Annotated in this window: 18 protein-coding genes and 1 pseudogene; 5 read left to right on the forward strand and 14 right to left on the reverse strand. The window is 39.6% G+C overall.

Annotated elements, in window-relative coordinates:
* The first annotated feature begins 309 nt into the window (after window positions 1–309).
* Window positions 310–1,098 (forward strand): SurA N-terminal domain-containing protein, encoded by a 789-nt coding sequence (locus LQ203_RS08455; protein ID WP_230157180.1) that lies wholly within the window; start codon window positions 310–312, stop codon window positions 1,096–1,098.
* Window positions 1,099–1,143: 45 nt separating this feature from the next.
* Here the strand turns inward: LQ203_RS08455 and LQ203_RS08460 are convergent, their stop codons facing one another.
* From LQ203_RS08460 to LQ203_RS08475, 4 genes and pseudogenes are all read right to left on the reverse strand, one after another.
* The gene (locus LQ203_RS08460) at window positions 1,144–1,617 is read right to left on the reverse strand and encodes a divergent PAP2 family protein (protein ID WP_230157181.1); all 474 of its coding nucleotides are present in this window, start codon (window positions 1,615–1,617) and stop codon (window positions 1,144–1,146) included.
* Between the two features lie 490 nt (window positions 1,618–2,107).
* Window positions 2,108–2,526 (reverse strand): annotated as a pseudogene (gene arsC / locus LQ203_RS08465) (arsenate reductase (thioredoxin)).
* A 34-nt stretch (window positions 2,527–2,560) separates the two neighbouring features.
* The gene (locus LQ203_RS08470) at window positions 2,561–3,859 is read right to left on the reverse strand and encodes an arsenic transporter (RefSeq protein WP_230157182.1); all 1,299 of its coding nucleotides are present in this window, start codon (window positions 3,857–3,859) and stop codon (window positions 2,561–2,563) included.
* Window positions 3,860–3,876: 17 nt separating this feature from the next.
* Window positions 3,877–4,224 (reverse strand): metalloregulator ArsR/SmtB family transcription factor, encoded by a 348-nt coding sequence (locus LQ203_RS08475; protein ID WP_258833037.1) that lies wholly within the window; start codon window positions 4,222–4,224, stop codon window positions 3,877–3,879.
* 346 nt (window positions 4,225–4,570) lie between these two features.
* On the opposite strand from LQ203_RS08475, the gene LQ203_RS08480 reads away from it, so the two are divergent.
* The 3 genes from LQ203_RS08480 to LQ203_RS08490 all read left to right on the forward strand — a co-directional run bounded on the left by LQ203_RS08480 (window position 4,571) and on the right by LQ203_RS08490 (window position 6,134).
* Window positions 4,571–4,969, forward strand: coding sequence for a VOC family protein (locus LQ203_RS08480; RefSeq protein ID WP_230157183.1), 399 nt, complete (start codon window positions 4,571–4,573; stop codon window positions 4,967–4,969).
* 393 nt (window positions 4,970–5,362) lie between these two features.
* Window positions 5,363–5,641 (forward strand): metalloregulator ArsR/SmtB family transcription factor, encoded by a 279-nt coding sequence (locus LQ203_RS08485; protein ID WP_230157185.1) that lies wholly within the window; start codon window positions 5,363–5,365, stop codon window positions 5,639–5,641.
* 109 nt (window positions 5,642–5,750) lie between these two features.
* Window positions 5,751–6,134, forward strand: a complete 384-nt coding sequence (locus LQ203_RS08490; protein ID WP_230157187.1) for a VOC family protein — start codon at window positions 5,751–5,753, stop codon at window positions 6,132–6,134.
* Between the two features lie 426 nt (window positions 6,135–6,560).
* Here LQ203_RS08490 and LQ203_RS08495 read toward each other — a convergent pair whose 3' ends face one another.
* The 9 genes from LQ203_RS08495 to LQ203_RS08535 all read right to left on the reverse strand — a co-directional run bounded on the left by LQ203_RS08495 (window position 6,561) and on the right by LQ203_RS08535 (window position 16,011).
* Entirely contained in the window at window positions 6,561–7,976 is a 1,416-nt protein-coding gene (locus LQ203_RS08495; RefSeq protein ID WP_230157189.1) for a SpoVR family protein, read from the reverse strand.
* Between the two features lie 167 nt (window positions 7,977–8,143).
* Window positions 8,144–9,223, reverse strand: a complete 1,080-nt coding sequence (locus tag LQ203_RS08500; protein WP_230157191.1) for a hypothetical protein — start codon at window positions 9,221–9,223, stop codon at window positions 8,144–8,146.
* 162 nt (window positions 9,224–9,385) lie between these two features.
* On the reverse strand, window positions 9,386–10,495 hold the full coding sequence (gene menC / locus LQ203_RS08505) for an o-succinylbenzoate synthase (protein ID WP_230157193.1): 1,110 nt from the start codon (window positions 10,493–10,495) through the stop codon (window positions 9,386–9,388).
* A gap of 13 nt (window positions 10,496–10,508) precedes the next feature.
* Window positions 10,509–11,303 carry a GNAT family N-acetyltransferase gene (locus LQ203_RS08510; protein ID WP_230157194.1) on the reverse strand — a complete coding sequence of 265 codons (795 nt, stop codon included), beginning with the start codon at window positions 11,301–11,303 and terminating at the stop codon, window positions 10,509–10,511.
* Window positions 11,296–12,450: a M20 peptidase aminoacylase family protein gene (locus LQ203_RS08515; protein WP_230157195.1), complete on the reverse strand. Its 1,155-nt coding sequence runs from the start codon at window positions 12,448–12,450 to the stop codon at window positions 11,296–11,298. Before LQ203_RS08515 ends, LQ203_RS08510 begins: the two co-directional genes overlap by 8 nt.
* A gap of 61 nt (window positions 12,451–12,511) precedes the next feature.
* Window positions 12,512–13,354 (reverse strand): MurR/RpiR family transcriptional regulator, encoded by an 843-nt coding sequence (locus LQ203_RS08520; RefSeq protein WP_230157196.1) that lies wholly within the window; start codon window positions 13,352–13,354, stop codon window positions 12,512–12,514.
* 200 nt (window positions 13,355–13,554) lie between these two features.
* Window positions 13,555–14,436 (reverse strand): radical SAM/SPASM domain-containing protein, encoded by an 882-nt coding sequence (locus LQ203_RS08525; protein ID WP_230157197.1) that lies wholly within the window; start codon window positions 14,434–14,436, stop codon window positions 13,555–13,557.
* A 235-nt stretch (window positions 14,437–14,671) separates the two neighbouring features.
* Window positions 14,672–14,992, reverse strand: a complete 321-nt coding sequence (locus LQ203_RS08530) for a DUF3889 domain-containing protein (RefSeq protein WP_230157198.1) — start codon at window positions 14,990–14,992, stop codon at window positions 14,672–14,674.
* Window positions 14,993–15,042: 50 nt separating this feature from the next.
* Entirely contained in the window at window positions 15,043–16,011 is a 969-nt protein-coding gene (locus LQ203_RS08535; protein WP_230157201.1) for a M14 family zinc carboxypeptidase, read from the reverse strand.
* A 132-nt stretch (window positions 16,012–16,143) separates the two neighbouring features.
* On the opposite strand from LQ203_RS08535, the gene LQ203_RS08540 reads away from it, so the two are divergent.
* Complete coding sequence (locus tag LQ203_RS08540) at window positions 16,144–16,386, forward strand: YhdB family protein (protein ID WP_230157202.1); 243 nt, start codon at window positions 16,144–16,146, stop codon at window positions 16,384–16,386.
* Between the two features lie 130 nt (window positions 16,387–16,516).
* On the opposite strand, the gene LQ203_RS08545 is transcribed toward LQ203_RS08540, so the two are convergent.
* Window positions 16,517–17,047, reverse strand: a complete 531-nt coding sequence (locus tag LQ203_RS08545) for an NADPH-dependent FMN reductase (RefSeq protein WP_230157203.1) — start codon at window positions 17,045–17,047, stop codon at window positions 16,517–16,519.
* Window positions 17,048–17,260: the final 213 nt, after the last annotated feature.

Raw genomic sequence — 17,260 nt, forward strand, 5'->3', positions numbered from 1 at the left:
ACTAATTTTTAAAAAATTTCTCTGATCTTTGCTCTATAAATAGTCTAAGGTAGTCTCCGCTCTGGATGGTGCGAAGTGCTTTCCCTTTTGTTCGTGTATGTCGTCCTGACTATCTCTTTTCAGCTTATTGCATGACAAAGGGTAAATTGGTTCAATTCCTGGAAGGTTACACCTATTTAATGTGACAATTCCTATACTATCTTCCTGTTTTCTGGAAAAAAAGAATGAATATATTGTGTTTTTACGGGAATTTCCTTTATAATGCGCATTAGATGATTTTTTTAGTAACGAATTGAAAGGAGACTGAAAATGAAGAAACTATTTTACCCAATCATTATTGGATTATTGGCAGTTGTTCTAACAGCTTGTGGTTCAAACGATGAAGCTGATAAAAAAAATGACGAGAAGGATGCAAAAACAACTGAGGATCAGCAAAGCAAAGAAACGGCTAAAGCAACTGAAGAACAGCAAAAAAAGATGGAAGAAATGCAGAAAAAACTAGATAAGCAAAAGGTAGATGAAAAGGAAACGGTAGCCATCGTCAATGACGAGAAAATTTCAGGTGCGGACTATAATAGCGTGTTGTCCACGACACAAATGCAGATGCAGCAATTTGGACAAGACCCAACAACCAAGGAAGGTGCCAAACAAATTAAAGATCAAACGATCAACTCTTTAGTGGGGCAAACATTACTGCTTCAAGCTGCAGATAAAAAGGGATACACAGCCTCCAAGGCAGAAATTCAAAAGCAACTTGCCAAAATCAAAGACCAATATGAAAATGAGGAAAAATTCAAGGAAGCGATGAAACAAGCAGGTCTGAATGCCGAAATGTTGAATACTCAGATCGCCGAGAATATCCCATATACAAAGTACGTTGAAAATGAGATTAAAGTGGATGCAGCAACAGATGAAGAAATTGAAAAGTATTATAAGCAGGTTGCGGAGCAAGCCAAGACAAGCGGGCAAAAAGTACAGAAACTTGAAGAAATGAAGCCACAAATCAAGGAACAAATAGAGCAGCAAAAGAAACAAGAAAAGCTTGTGAAACATGTGGAAGAACTTCAGAAAAACGCTAAGGTCGATATTAAGATTTAATGTAAAAAAGAGCTGCCAATTTTGGCAGCTTTTTCATTATGGCCACTAAGCTCTACCATCCTCCATTTTTGCCGAAACAAGCCCGAGTACAACGCCAAGCAGCGCACCAGCCCCCACTTCCACTGGCTGATGTCCGAGCAATTCCTTCAGCTCTTTCTCACGCTCCACATACTTAAAACTTGGAAACTCACCAGAAAATTTCGCCATATTATCTTCAAGATCGTTCACAAGCTTAGCAATTTCGCCTGTATGGCGCCGAATCCCCTGTGCATCATACATCACAATCACACCAAACACAGTCGCAAGCGAAGTCTCCGTATGCCTCCAGCCTTTGTTCGCTGCCACATAGGATGCCAGTGCAGCGACACCAGCAGAATGCGAACTAGGCATACCTCCTGTTGTGAAGGCCTGCTTCAAATCCCACTCTCCCGTCACTTTCTTGTGCGTTAAAATTTTCAGCCCCTGCGCAATGCCGATTGCCGACAGCGCCGTCCATAATCCTCGATTCATCTTTTCCATGAGCAACTCCTCCAGTCCACGGACCAGTCCAACCCAATCCTCTCTCTTTTGATACCCAAAATTTCATTTTTATATGCGGAAGTGTTCCATGATTACCAGCTTTTAATAGGCTCATCTTGTCTAATAATTCTTTAGATCTCATAACTAAACAAAATTGTTACACCTTAGAGAAAAAATGAACAGGATACATAAGTTACTTGGACACTGAGAAATCCAGTTACCTTATCAGTGTTGAAGAATTGAGTATTGAGATTCGACTGGACAAAAAAAACTGCCGATTTCTCAGCAGTTTTTTTCCTTATAAATACTTCCGGTAAATCCCTTTTCCATCATAGGAAACAGTCCTTCTTTTCCCCTTGTCTTATTCGAAATATTTCAGGTCCAATTCAATATGTTCATACCTATGTTTCAAATATTGCTCTCAAATTGCTTATGTAGTCGCCAGCATTAATAACCCGCCGAGAGATCACTTGCGGCTTTTCCAGTTTATTTATACACCCGTTTTAGAGAAACGTTCAATTCTTTCTCCGATTTGATTACGAACACGTTGGAAGGTAGCCCATTTTTCTTCATCTGTTCCGTCCCCTTTACTGGGTCATCAAAGCCCCAATGTTCACGTCTCACATGCGGTGGCGTCATTGGACATTTGTCGGCCGCATCGCCACATAATGTCACAACAAAATCAGCATTATTTAAAATGTCAGGGTCGATGATATCGGAAGTTTGATTGGAAATATCCAGTCCAACCTCGTTCATCGCTTTAACAGCATTCGGATTTAACCCATGTGCTTCAATTCCTGCACTAAGTACTTGCCATTCATCACCTAGATATTTCTTGCCCCATGCCTCAGCCATTTGGCTTCTGCAAGAGTTACCTGTACATAAGAAGTAAAGTGTTTTTTTAGCCATGTTGTTTCTCTCCTTTATGAGTAAAATGATGTGTTTAGTGAATAATGAGCAACCATATATATAAGCCAACTAATGTGATGAACAATGTTGGGATGGTTAAGATGATTCCCGTTTTAAAGTAGGTTCCCCATGAGATTTTCACGCCTTTTAATGAAAGGACATGCAACCACAATAAGGTAGCCAAAGAACCAATCGGTGTAATTTTCGGTCCCAAGTCCGAACCGATGACATTGGCATAAATAAGTGCTTCCCTAATCGCGCCCGTTGTATTCGTATCGGCAATGGCAAGAGCGTCAATCATGACAGTCGGCATGTTATTCATAAGCGATGAGAGAATAGCTGCGATGAATCCCATCCCGACAGTAGCAGCGAATAATCCTTGATCAGCCGTCACTTGGATAAGGTCAGCTAAAATGTTCGTCAATCCAACGTTTCTCAATCCATACACCACGACATACATTCCAATTGAGAAGAACACAATAGCCCATGGTGCGCCTTTTACAACGGTCTTGGTATTAACAGCTGGACTTCGTCTTGCCATAAACAAGAAGAAAATGGCGATAACACCTGCAATGATGGATACAGGAATGTTGAAAAATTCACTGATAAAATAGCCTACCAACAGAACGCCTAAAACAATCCCAGACAGGCGAAACATTTTTATATCCCGAATGGCATCGACTGGCTTCTTCAATTGAGCCATATCATAATTCTTCGGAATGCTCTTTCTGAAGTACAAATATAAAACCAAGATGCTAGATGCTAATGAAAACAGGTTGGGAACGATCATTCTAGTTGCGAACTCAATAAACCCGATATCAAAAAAGTCAGCAGAAACAATGTTGACCAGATTACTTACGACAAGCGGTAAGGATGTAGTATCCGCAATAAACCCACTCGCGATGATAAATGGGAAGATCATTCTCTCTTCCAACTTCAAGTTTCGAACCATCGCCAATACAATCGGAGTTAAGATGAGAGCGGCTCCGTCATTTGCGAAGAACGCCGCGACTAGGGCTCCGAGAATGCTCACATACACAAACATTCTTACTCCATTTCCTTTGGCGGCTCTCGCCATATGTAGAGCTGCCCATTCAAAGAAACCAATTTCATCTAAAATTAAAGAAATAATGATAATAGCAATGAACGCCAACGTCGCGTTCCATACGATACCCGTAACGGTAATTACATCGTTGAAGTCAACAACTCCAACGAGTAAGGCTAGTACCGCACCCCCGCATGCTGACCAGCCGATTGACAATCCCTTAGGTTGCCAGATGACGAGTGTCAACGTCAGCAAAAAGATGATACTAGCTAATATAACTAAACCCACTGATGTTCTCCTCCTCGTTAGTCACAACAAATTCGTTTTCCTTGTGCAGTTAATTCTTCTACTTTAAATGCTTGACTTGGCAAATCCTTGATAACCGTTTGAATAAATGAGTAATACGAGGATGTTTGGTTTAGCGAGTAAAATATCCATTGTCCCCTTCTCGCTTCATTCACAATTCCGCTATCTTTCAACTTTCGTAAATGTTGGCTAATTGCAGGTTGGCTCATATCAAAAAGATCTACAAATTCACAGACACAACATTCATGTTCAGACATAATTTTCACCATCGTCAAACGTGTTTTATCACCTAAAAGTTTAAGAACATTTGCGGTAGCTTCTATATCCAACGCTTCATTCGTTTGCACTTTATCCCCTCCTCACCTAATCTAATACATAACCATATGCTTATGTACTTATTTATTATCATTGTATAAGCATATTCTTATTTAATCAACCATTAACTATTCAACAAACAATTTTACATTTTAGTCTGCTAAAAAACTAGCATGTGGATTTTTTGCAAATTATCCATTAAAGGGTATTATTAATTTCTCGATGAACGATTGTGGCAGCTTAGCTTGAAGAAAAAGTTTGACTTGTATTGAATTTTTTTTTTAGGTAATGTCATTATTAAGTTAAAGTCACCTTACGTATATTCATTATATTGATTTCTGAAGGCTTTAATTAAATGACTAAAGGAGATGATTTTTAATGGAAAAAGTTACACCCTTCTTAATGTTTCAAGATGGTCATGCAGAAGAAGCGATGAATCATTACATATCCATCATTGACGATTCAGAAATTACAAGTATTGTTCGCTATGGAGCTAATGAAAATGGAGACGAGGGAACTGTAATGCAGGCTACTTTTTCCTTAAAAGGGCAAGAATTTATGTGCACTGACAGTAATGTGAAGCATCAGTTTTCCTTTACCCCTTCATTTTCAATTTTTGTTACTTGTGATACTGAAGAAGAAATTAACGACCTTTATCAGAAACTTATCGAGGGTGGACAAGCACTTATGCCAATTGGTGAGTATGGTTTTAGTCAGAGGTTTGGTTGGATAAATGATAAGTTTGGAATATCATGGCAACTAAACCTTCCCTCATGAAGGTCTGAAGTGTATTAACAAATCCTTTCCAAAAGCGATTTCATCCTACATCTTGAAATATAATCAAAAGAACAGTCTGTAGATAAACTCGATGAATAACGAGGTTGTCTACAGTCTTTTTTATAAAAAAGAAGTATTAAACTTGAGGTGATAAGTATGCTTCCTAAACATAATTCTATTCAGCGAGATCAACTTGCAATGATTACTGTAGATCAACTCGTGCCAGCGAACCATGCACTTTTTTGTTGAAATACAATTTATATTTCTATAATGGTTCACACTATAATTATGTGACTTTAACTTGTTAAGATTGCATGATACGGTTCCTCCATCACGCAACCATACAGTTGCTTATCCTTGACAAGCAACCTTATAGTTGCTTATACTCGATATATGAATTGGGACAAAGATACTATATTCAAAGCACTTAGCGACTCGACTCGGCGGCTTATATTAGACGAACTATCCGAACGCAATGAGCTGACGTTGTATGAACTTACGGTACGTCTCATTATGAAGCACGACGTTTCCATTTCGCGACAAGCGATAGCTAAACATCTTTCTGTACTGGAAGATGCAGGGCTCGTAAAATCAAAAAAAAAGGGAAAATATCGAGTAGTTATTTTCAACAACGAACCACTTAAAAATTTGCTAAAAGGATGGATAGAGTAAATTATAAAACCGGAACAGGACTTCTGACGAATGTGTGGGCTGTTTTGCTTACAGCCAGATTGTTAGAACCGCACCATGCGTCACAAATATCAAAGGAGGCAAAAACAGTATGAAAATCATTGTTACCAGCATATTCGTACAAGACCAAGACAAGGCACTGGAATTTTATTCAGAAAAGCTGGGATTTGTAAAAAAGCATGACGTTCCCATGGGAAAATTCAGGTGGATTACGCTTGTTTCTTCCGATGATCATGACGGTACCGAGCTTTTACTCGAACCGAATGAGCATCCTGCCGCAAAGGAGTATCAAAAGAAGATATTTGCCGAAGGCATCCCAGCAACAATGTTTGGCGTTGCAGATATTCATAAAGAGTACAAACGATTATTGGATCGCGGCGTGAAGTTTACTATGGAGCCGACAAAAATGGGCGAAGTCACAATAGCTGTCTTCGACGATACATGCGGCAACCTTATTCAGATATTGCAGAATTAACTTTATGACGAAGTAACCTAGTTCTAAACCACTTTATTGGTAAGTTTTAAGTTCGGTGAAGTGTTTTTATCAACAATTAAACAACTTTATGTTAACCCTGTCCTAATTTTAGGACAGGGTTATACATGTTTAAGGTCTAAAAAAAATTGACATTGTTGTCATTCTACTATTCGCAGCAAGAATCATCCTTTGTTTCAGTTCCAGGAATATCAGAACCGTAGGAACTAGAAGCGAGACTCACACTGCACTCTCCTGTTTCAGGGGCCAGTCGCCAATAAGAAAGTAGGTGCTCCTCCATAACTTTTCATGCCAACAACGCAGAAATTCTTTTCGGGGTGCCTTATAGTACTAGCAAATTACAAGTATCGTTCATATTCTGGGAACATACGAAACAAAAAAACTGCCGATTTCTCAGCAGTTTTTTTCTTATAAATACTTACGGTGAATACCTTTTCCATCATAGGAAAACAGGACTTCTTTTCCTTCCATGACTGATTCCATATGCACGGAGCGTCCCCAAAGCTGATGGATATATGGCATGACTTTTTCGAGATATTTCAGGTCCAGCTCAATATCTTCATACCAATGTTTCAAATAAAGTTCCCCATTGCGCATGTAGTCGCCATCATTTACTGTGATGTAAGGGAACCCGCCATTAACCCTCATACTGACGAGTTGATCACGCACATGTTCCCATGCCTTATCGACGATTTTATAATCCTTGCCCTGCTTTTGGAATAAATACATATCCTCCCGCATGACCAGGTCCTTCGTCAAATAATTGCGGAGAAAGGAAATATCGGATTCGATTTCTCTTACTTCGAACATCTTTTCCCTGCCAGTTCCAGGCTTAACGCCCAGCCTGATCATTTCTTCGGTAGGATTATCATAGCGTTCTTCAATATCTTCAAGCACTTTCAATCCAAGATAATAAGGGTTGATGCTGGTCCGTGATGGCTGAACGACACCCGCGTTAAGTTTTGCGAATTCAATGGCTTCCCCTGAGGACAAATCCAATTCACGGATTATGCGCTGATGCCAGTATGATGCCCAGCCTTCGTTCATGATTTTCGTTTCGAGCTGTGGCCAGAAATACAGCATCTCTTCCCTGATCATCGTCATGATATCCCGCTGCCAATCGGCTAAATCCCTGCTGTACTGTTCAATGAAAAGCATAATATCCTTTTCTGGCCTCGGCGGGAATTTTTTTCTTTTCTTAATCGTGGAATTCTTCGGTTTATCCTTATTATCCAGATTCCATAAATCATCGTATTGTGTGGCTATCGGCTTTATTTCCTCTTCCTCTTCCTCATCTTCCATCGTCCAGGCAAGCTTAGGTCTCATCAACGACGGATCGATATGTTCTTCAATGGCTAAAAGTGCATCGAGGAAAGTTTCTACTTCCTTTTTGCCATGCAGGATTTCATATTCACGGATTCTTTCTGCCGTGGCCGACATACTTTCAACCATATCCCTCTTCGTATTATTGAAACGTACATTATTCTTAAAGAAATCACAATGTGCCAAAACATGGGCAACGATCAATTTATTTTGTACAAGTGAATTGGAGTCCAGCAGAAAAGCGTAACAAGGATTAGAGTTAATGACCAGTTCATAGATTTTACTTAATCCAAAGTCATACTGTAGCTTCATTTTATGAAACTGCTTCCCAAAGCTCCAATGTGAAAAACGGGTCGGCATCCCATAGGCACCAAATGTATAAATGATTTCTGAAGGGCAAATTTCATAGCGCATCGGGTAAAAATCCAACCCGAACCCCGTTGCTATTTCTGTTATTTCACTAATGGCATATTCCAGAGCCTTTTGCTCCGCTCCATTCATCCGATATCCCCCTTGTCTTCCGCCTTTAAACTAATGTATGAAAAAAAGGCGGAAAAATGCCGTGATCATGTGTAAAGGTTCCTCGATAACAGAAAAAAACATACCCATGAAGAAGATGTCAGTTATAATTGATCGATGCCGTTCACCCTTTATTTTCCCTTCACTCTTTAATTTTTTACTAATTCCACATTCACTGCCCCTTTGTTCGCTTTCGAACGGATCCAGGAAATGATAAGCGCTGCAATGATTACAAAACCTAAATAACCTGTAACTGGGTATACCGTTCCGACCAATTTAATGAAACCAACGAAACTTGCAAGGAAAGCGAGGATTCCTACCAAAACCACAGAAATTTTAAATCGTTTCGTATCGGCAGGCACCAACCTTGCTGTGAATGCATACAGCATTCCAACTGAGGTGTTATAGATCATTCCTAAAAGGACGATTGACAGGATATATCCCAACCATGGTGAAATCTGATTTGCTAAATAAAGGGTAGGCATACCCGACCCTTCTATGCCCTTCAAGTCCGACATCATTCCCATATTGATCAAGAGTAACAATATCCCCAATCCGATACCTCCAAGGATGCCTCCCATTCCAGCCTCTTTCTTATTCTTAAAGATCCCTCCCATTACGGCCAGCATCGCGATTCCGGCAGTCATATTATATGAAACATACAATAATGAACCCATCAACCAATTTCCAGTTGCTGCCGTTCCTTTACTTGAAGAAGAAATGATTTCTTTAAAACTGAGATCGGATGTGAAGAATGAATAGCCTGAAATAATAATCATGATAACAAATAAAAACGGTGTGACTGCACTAATGATGGACATGATTTTATTAACATTTAGTAAGAGCGTGCCAATCGTAAGGACAGTCATGACGATTGCACCGACTATACTTGGAATGCCGAATTGTTCTTCAAAAATCGTTCCAGAACCAGCAATCATGATGACTGTAACGCCAAACAAGAAAAAAGTAATGAAAATATCGACTACCCTGCCTATGTAACGGCCACAAATATGATCGATGATGCTTTTATGGGAGCGGGTTTGGAGAGAGCTTCCCAGTTGTGTAACTTGCATCCCTAAAAACGAGAATAAAGCAGTCGCCACCACAATTCCCAATACACTATAGATTCCGAAGCTCGTAAAGAATTGTAATACTTCCTGTCCTGAGGCGAAACCTGCCCCAATGATGATTCCAATATATGCACCTGCAAGATTTACACTGTTTTTCATATGGATCCCCTCTTAATTGAATGATTATTCTGATAATTCATATTAAACGAAGTACCTGCCCGTTCATTACTCTTTTCTTTAAAGCTTCCCAGCTTCAGTAATTTTAGCGAGCAAATCGCTCTTGAAGCTGGGGAGTGCTATTCTTCAGATTCTTGCTTTTTATTATTTGGTATACCTTTTACTAAAGGAAGTGAATTGATCGACAGCAGCGGGATCGACTTCAAAGCCAATGCCTGCAGACTTTGGAACGGTTATGACCCCATCTATAACGGTAACCTCCGGCTGAATGATGTCTTTATGCCAATAATTCGCAGATGCTGCGGTATCTCCAGGCATCGTGAAATTATCCAGAGTTGTCAAGGCGATATTATGAGCACGCCCGACACCTGATTCCAACATGCCCCCACACCAAACCGGAACTTTTCGTTCTTTACATAAATCATGTATTTTCTTCGCTTCCGTTAAACCGCCTACCCTGCCAATCTTGATATTAATGATTTTACAGCTTCCCAATTCAAGGGCTTTTCTTGCATCCTCCACCGAATGAATACTTTCATCCAAGCAAATCGGGGTTTTGATTTCCGCCTGTAATGCCGCATGATCGACTATGTCATCCGACGACAAGGGCTGCTCGATCATCATTAAATCAAATTGATCAAGCTGCTTCAGTAATTCGATGTCTTTCAGGCGGTAGGCGGAGTTTGCATCTGCCATGATCGGGATATCCGGATAACGATTGCGTACTTCCTTGATTACATCAACATCCCAACCTGGTTGAATTTTTATTTTGATTCTTTTATAACCATCATTCAATCCATCTTCTATTTTCTTCAGTAATTCAGGTACTGTTTTTTGAATGCCGATACTGATTCCAACATCGATTTTTTCGAGTTCTCCACCTAGTGCCATACTTAATGGGATATTCTTTTCTTTTGCGTATAAATCCCAAATAGCTCCCTCGATTGCCGATTTAGCCATATTATTTTTGCGAATATGCGAAAACATATCCGATACTTCACGAGGATGATCTATATCTTTATCCAATACAAGCGGAATCAAGAAATCTTCAAGCATGGTCCAATTTGTTTTTATTGTTTCTTCGTTATACCAAGGCGCTGAAAAAGCCACTGATTCAGCCCAACCAGAAAGCCCCTCCTCATTTTTCACTTCCACCAGAATGAATTCCTTATCTATAAACGTTCCAAAGCTTGTTGTAAATGGAGCAATCAGATCCATGTTCAAATGACGTAAACGCACTTCTTTTATTTTCATTTCTACTTCCCTCTCAATCTTGTTTTTTTAATAAGTAGTTTTGAATGTGCTCACCTTGTTCCCGTTCTATTCCAACTACAACATATCCGTTAGCAAAAAGCGTTTTGAATAATTCACCCGTTTTTGACCGCCAATCAATCGCAAGGCGGAGATCACCTTTTTTGATTTTCTGAATATCTGTCGGGATGGGGATAGCGACCACATCTGCATTGGTTTCCAAATGATAATCCTTGATATAAGGAAAGCCTTGGTCATTCATTTCTGTGGTTACGATGTGTGTGGAATTTTCGGGAAGTGATGTCTCTTCCTTTCCTACCTGCCTTATATTCCATTCCACTACGAACCGATCAGTGGATAATCCTTCATTGAGGGTATCTTTCATATTCCCATAACAATCTTCCATATATGTAGAGCAAACCGCTTTTAGCTTGCCGATATTCAAGTTTGCGTTCACACTTTCCAATGGATCATATGTCCATTTAATTAAATCGTAGCCTTTTTTGAGTGCTTCTTCTCTTTGTGCCAATTTAAGTAATCTACCGTAGCCCTTCTTTTGATGGGCAGGATGGATGGCTAGCATATGTGAACAAAGAAACACCCTTCCATCCTTAAATCCCGGGAAACTGTATTGAAATCCAACTAACTGGTCATTGATATAACCACCTAAAACAAGGCCGCCGTTTTTGACTGCTGTAATCGTCTGATGGGTAGGTACGCAATCCATGCCCCATACAAGGATTTCAAGTCGCTGCACTTCTTGTAAATCCTCTAGTGTTGATAGCGATTTTATGATTAATTCATCAGTCATGTAGGTGTCCCTCCTCTCCATACTTATCAAAAGTAAGAATGATGGCTTTCGTCAGGATTTCTATTCCGGAAAACAAAGCATCTTTGTTGAACGTCATGTCCGGATGATGGAGACCTGGTGTGAGATCACAGCCTAACCCAAGCATCGTCGCTTTGACTTCAGGCCTTTTCAACGTATAAAAATGAAAATCTTCTCCTCCGGTTGTTATGACAGGCGCTACCAAATTTTCTTTCCCGAGTGTATCGGCAATCGCTTCAGCCATTATTTCCTGGGCTTGTTCATTTACGATAGCTGCGGCAACATTTGCTGCCGGCTCGAGTTTTATTTCAACTCCATGGACAAACGCCAAAGATTCTGCAACTTTTTCCACCTTTTTGGTGAGCTCTTTCATCACTTCATTATCTTGAGCCCTTAAATCCAGTGAGAATGTTGCTTTTCCAGGAATGATATTGGAACTTTCGCCTCCAGCGAAAAACTGGGTCATTTTTGCTGAATAAGGGATGGATGGATTGAGATGGATACTATTTAACATAGTGACGAAGGCCGCTCCTACTTCGATTGCATTTTGCCCTTGATGCGGCCTTGCCCCATGTGCATCCGTCCCGACTATTTCTCCTTTAATGAACTGTGCGGCTCCGTGGACAATGGCAGGTGACGCCTGCCCATCCTTCACTTCCTCCACTGGCCTTAAATGCACTCCATAAAGGAAGTCGACATCATCCAAAACTTTTTCTTCAATCATCTTCAAGGCGCCCGTACCTTTTTCTTCAGCTGGCTGAAAAATGAATTTCAGCTTACCTCCCGGCCGAAAGTCCATTTCCTTCAAAACTAGGAATACTCCAAGTGCCAAGGTCATATGCCCGTCGTGCCCACAGGAATGATTAGCCTGAAACGTTCCATGCACCTCCTGCCAAAGTGCATCGATATCGGATCGTAATCCGACTGTGAAAATCCCATTTCCCATTTCTCCAATCACTCCGGTACAATCTTGGAATGTTTCTACCGTGCAATGATTTTCTCTTAAAATATTAGAAATGAAAGCTGTCGTATTCACCTCATTCCAACTCGTTTCAGGATGAGCGTGTAAATGGTCGAATATATCGATGATCCGCGGCCTTAATTTATCGATTGATTGTTTTATATCCATTTCTGTTCCCCCTAATATCCCAGTTTTATCGGCTTGATTACTGAATTCATGTACGTGTTAATTAAAAGAAATAATCATCTTGATTGAACGCATCATATCTAGCTTTTCTTTCTTTGAAACGCTGTTCATCTTTAATCGAAACACCTGCTACCAAACTATTTAACAATGAGAATAAAACAGGTGCCGTATCGATAGTGGAGGTCCTCGGCGTGGATATGGGCAATAACATGTCACTGAAGTCAGCAATCGGTGCAAGTTCAGAATCAGTAATGCCGATTACAAATGAACCCGCTTGTTTGGCCATTTCCGTGATTTTTACCGTCTCTTTCACATACCGATGAAATGAAATGGCGACAAAAACGGAATTTTCAGTCATTTTGTTCAGTTGTGAAAAAATATCATCTGTGTCCGGTCTATATAAATGGACATCTTCCCTAACAAGCCTAAGTGTATACGTTAACCAATGCGCTGCCGAAAATGATAAACGGTGTCCGGAAATCAAGATATAGTCGGCTGCCGCCAATTTATCAACTGTTTTGGAGAAATCATCATTTGATAAATTTTTCATTGTCTTTTCGATGCTAAGAATATCCTGCCCCATCACTTGGGCCATGAAGTTTGGCTGATGGGCAGCTTCCAGTTTAGATGAATGATACTCATTCAAACTGCTGCTCTCGAATATCAACTGATTACGAATAAGTTTTTGAATTTCCGCAAATCCACTTAACCCCAACGAATAACAAAAACGTATGATAGTCGTTTCACTGACGCCAATATCCTTCCCTAGCTTTTCAGCTGAAGTGACTGCGAATGTATGTGAATGTACTAACAAATATTTCGCTACCTTTTTTTGACCAGTCGATAAATCAGGGAATACCTCTTTAACTTTTAGCTGTAAATCCATAAAACATCCCCTCAAAACAAAGTATGAATCCTAAACTTTTTATATACCAATATGAAGTATTAACTTCTTTAATAATAGAACGTATTTTATCACGGGTTCTTTAATAAAACAACAATATTCAGAATTTTTAATAAAAAAAGGGGTCGATTTCTCCTAACAAAAAAAACCACGAAGATGAACTCCGTGGTTTTCCTTACTCTTTATTTTTTATGACGCTTTGCATAGCCACACCGTTTACATAGCTCTTCAACTGCACATCTTCTTGAGAAGCCATCATACATGTTTTTAGCCCGTTCACCATTTAAAATTTCTTCAAGTGACGATTCAAATATATTCCCAAGTGGAATTTTCCCTTCACTATCCAAACAGCAAGGTACAACCGTTCCATCCACCAAGATGCCCAACTGATCTCTCAGAGCATAACAGAATATATTTTCATCGATAATGTCACGGTCCAATTCCGGCCACTCGAATTTTTCAGCCATGTTTATATAAACCCTGTCCTTCAACTTGATATTATTCTTTTGTTGAAGAGCTTCACTTAAGCGGATATCCAAAGAAAGCTTCTCCTCCAACATACTGAGAATATCGTCGTTCAGGCCATTACTCGCTTTCAGTTCATCTGTATCCATATTCCATAAACGAATGGCGCAAATCACTTCACTTTTTTCATTAGCCTCATTAATGAAATCGGCAATATTACTGACATAAGAGTCAAGACTATTGCCCGTATCATTTGCCTCAAAGCTATGAAGGGAAATATTCACCTGCCGAAGGGCTTTTTTGGAAAGCAGCTTGTCTTTGACCTTTTGAATCAAAGTACCGTTCGTTGTAATATTCACTTTCAGATCATTTTCAGCACTGATATCCAGGAATGTACCCAAATTTTTATTTAAAAATGGTTCACCCATCAGATGAAAGTAAATATGATCGGTGTGTGGTTTGATTTTCTCGATAACATGCGTAAACCCTTCAGGATCCATGAATTTCAGGGTCCTTTGCAAGCTGGAGCTCGGACAAAAATTGCACTTCAAGTTACATATATTTGTAATTTCCACATAAACTTTCTTAAACTTTCTCATTATATACTACCCCTAAAATCTAGCTATATTGTTTCAATCTGATACTAACTATACTTGTTAGCAGCTCATAAATGCAATGAAAACTTCATGGCAGGGGCATAAGTGTGTTGATCTCATAACATTTTTTCCAGTGGCAGCCATTATTCATTTGCCATTCACATTAAGAATGAAAAAAACATCTTCTTGAGCTGAAGATGTTCGGTTAGATACATACCTATAATTTCCGTTTGTGAACTCACTTTCCTTTTTGCTCCGTGACCTTTAAATTAAGTAATTTTTCATTTGTCAAATCATGTTGAACGGTCACGATGACATTGAACTCCTTTCCTTTTTCCTTGACCAAAAATCTGAAATCGTCTTGGACAAAATTCTTCGCTATAGTTTTTCTACCATTATATTCATAATCGCTAATCTCAACTTCGGGATAATCTGCTTGGACGACGGCAATCGCAATTTTTCCGTATTTTTCATAATCAGGTTTTTGGGCCTGTGCAGAAATGGACCCTGCTTGTATTATCAAAAAAATACCCATTAGCATCATGATGACTTTTTTCAATATCTTTCCCTCCTTATACTGTCCTCTTATTTATTATTATGTAAAATTGTTCAATTGTTATGCAGCAGGTTCGCTTCATTTACAAGCATGATCCCAACAAAATGATTCCTTTTCCATTCTTCAGGAAATACAGTCATTGGAGGATTGGTTTCATCCACTAAATAACTGAGTTCGATTGTCATTCCTGGGCGCCCGAATTCAGTAATGAACCAATCCGTAAATCCACTGCCCACTGCTTCTTTTTCCGGAAAGGTCAATTCATACCCAGTCATTTCCGCTGTTTTTTTGGCAATGCCATAATCCCTTGCCATATTTTCACGTTTATTTTGATAATGCCAAAAGATTTCCCTCCCGGACGTATGGTAGGAAACCGCAATAAGGGGATCGATTTTCCTCGTAAAATCAGCAAGCGCTTTAACCTCCGCAGCCTCAAGGGGGTGTTCACCCTTATAAAATTGATAAGTTGGTTTTGTTTCATCACTCATGACTTCTTTCCATCCAGCCGGATACTGCCTATTTAAATCAATGCCTTTGGCGTTGGCCTTCCAACGCGACCAATTCTTACTATATCGGTTCATTTTCCAGACGGCTGCCTTTTCAATAAAGCTCAAGTTTGATAAATCTCCTTGCTGGATGCTGACGCCATCTGGATTCAGCATCGGGATAAACCAGATGCTGACTTCATCCATTAATGCCGAAGAATACCCTCCTACCGACTTACCCGCCCGATAAGCGCCTGCATATTCCTCGAGCATGCTCATTAACAGTTTGGAGCTGAGCCATTCCCTACCATGATGCGAGCCTACAAGCAATATCGACCTTTTCCCTTCTCCTAACTTCACTGCCTTTATATTTTTTCCTTCTTCAGTGTGCCCGATTATTTGTACGTCCAATTCATATTGGTTCTGGATTCCCTGCAGATCCGCTTCCATTCGTTCAGGGGAATACACTTCTTCTGCAAATGTGGTTTCGGGAAACAAAAGGAAGATGAATATTCCAATTAGCATTAATTTTCTCATGTACTCACCTTTTATTTTTATTCAGGTAAAAAGCAACAACCGCGGTCCAAATACATCACCACATATTGTAAGGAAATATTCAGTCCGATCTGAACAAAATACAAATAGCTCCTTATTAAGGGGGAGAACTACATGAGGATTGCGGATTATGATCAAGCATTGTTTCACACACACCGTTCTGATTGGGACAGCTTGTTAGTATTAATGGTTCGAACGAAAGATCACATTCTTTCGAAAAAAATTGAACATTTTTTGCACGCATACCGGTTTGAGCATGATTACCAAATCGTTCAATCCCAGCTGTATGCACTTCTACGTTATCTGGATCATGCAGCAGAAAAAACAAGCGATTATTTAAATGAACTCCCAAGCTAAAACTAACTATAGTTTTTGCAAAATGGGGGAATTTATACAAGAAGATTGATTTACGGGGATTTAACTGTGGCTGGTGGAACCCTAGAAATTAAGGAAGGGTCAGGTATTTTAATACCTGACCCCCATTTCATTATTTTTTTATTGTCGCATATGCAGTTGCATATATTTTAAGTTCTTCAATTAAACCTTCTACAAGTTCAGCAGACTCTTCAAATAAACCATCATTTTCATAATCGAAGCAATGCGGATCAAGGACCAATTGTTTCGGAATCACATTAGCATAAAGGCTACGCCCTACAGTCCTCATGGAATTCAAGGCGTTGATTCCGCCCTTTCCTCCTCCGGAAACAGCCAATAAAGCGACTGGTTTATGCGTGAATTGTTCACTGCTTAGAAAATCCAATGCATTTTTCAAAACTCCGCTCATCGAACCATGATACTCCGGAGTGGCAAGAATCACGCCATCCGCTTCCTCGATGCTTTTACGAAGACCTTGAATCACTTCCAATTGATATTGCTCACCTTCACCTGAATATAAAGGAATCTCACTATTGCTTAAATCAATAAGTTCCACTCCGTATTTCTTGGAAATGTAGCGTGATGCAATCCCTGTACGCCCCTGTTTACGTGGTGAACCATTAATGATTACTAATTTTTTCATATAAAAATAACCCTCCCATTGTTCCTATATTGCTGCTCACTCTATCTACATAATGAACCGATGTTTTCCGAGGTCACTCGCCAATACAGTATACCAAAACCGAAACAGAAATTCCTTGAATTTTGATTATTCTTGCTACTAAAAATTTGTCGGCGTCAACTTTTATTGACTTTACAATAAAAAAACGAAGGACCAAAGTCCTTCGTTTAGCTT

The sequence above is a fragment of the Peribacillus sp. Bi96 genome, from assembly GCF_918698115.1.
In the GTDB taxonomy this organism is placed as follows: Bacteria; Bacillota; Bacilli; order Bacillales; family DSM-1321; genus Peribacillus.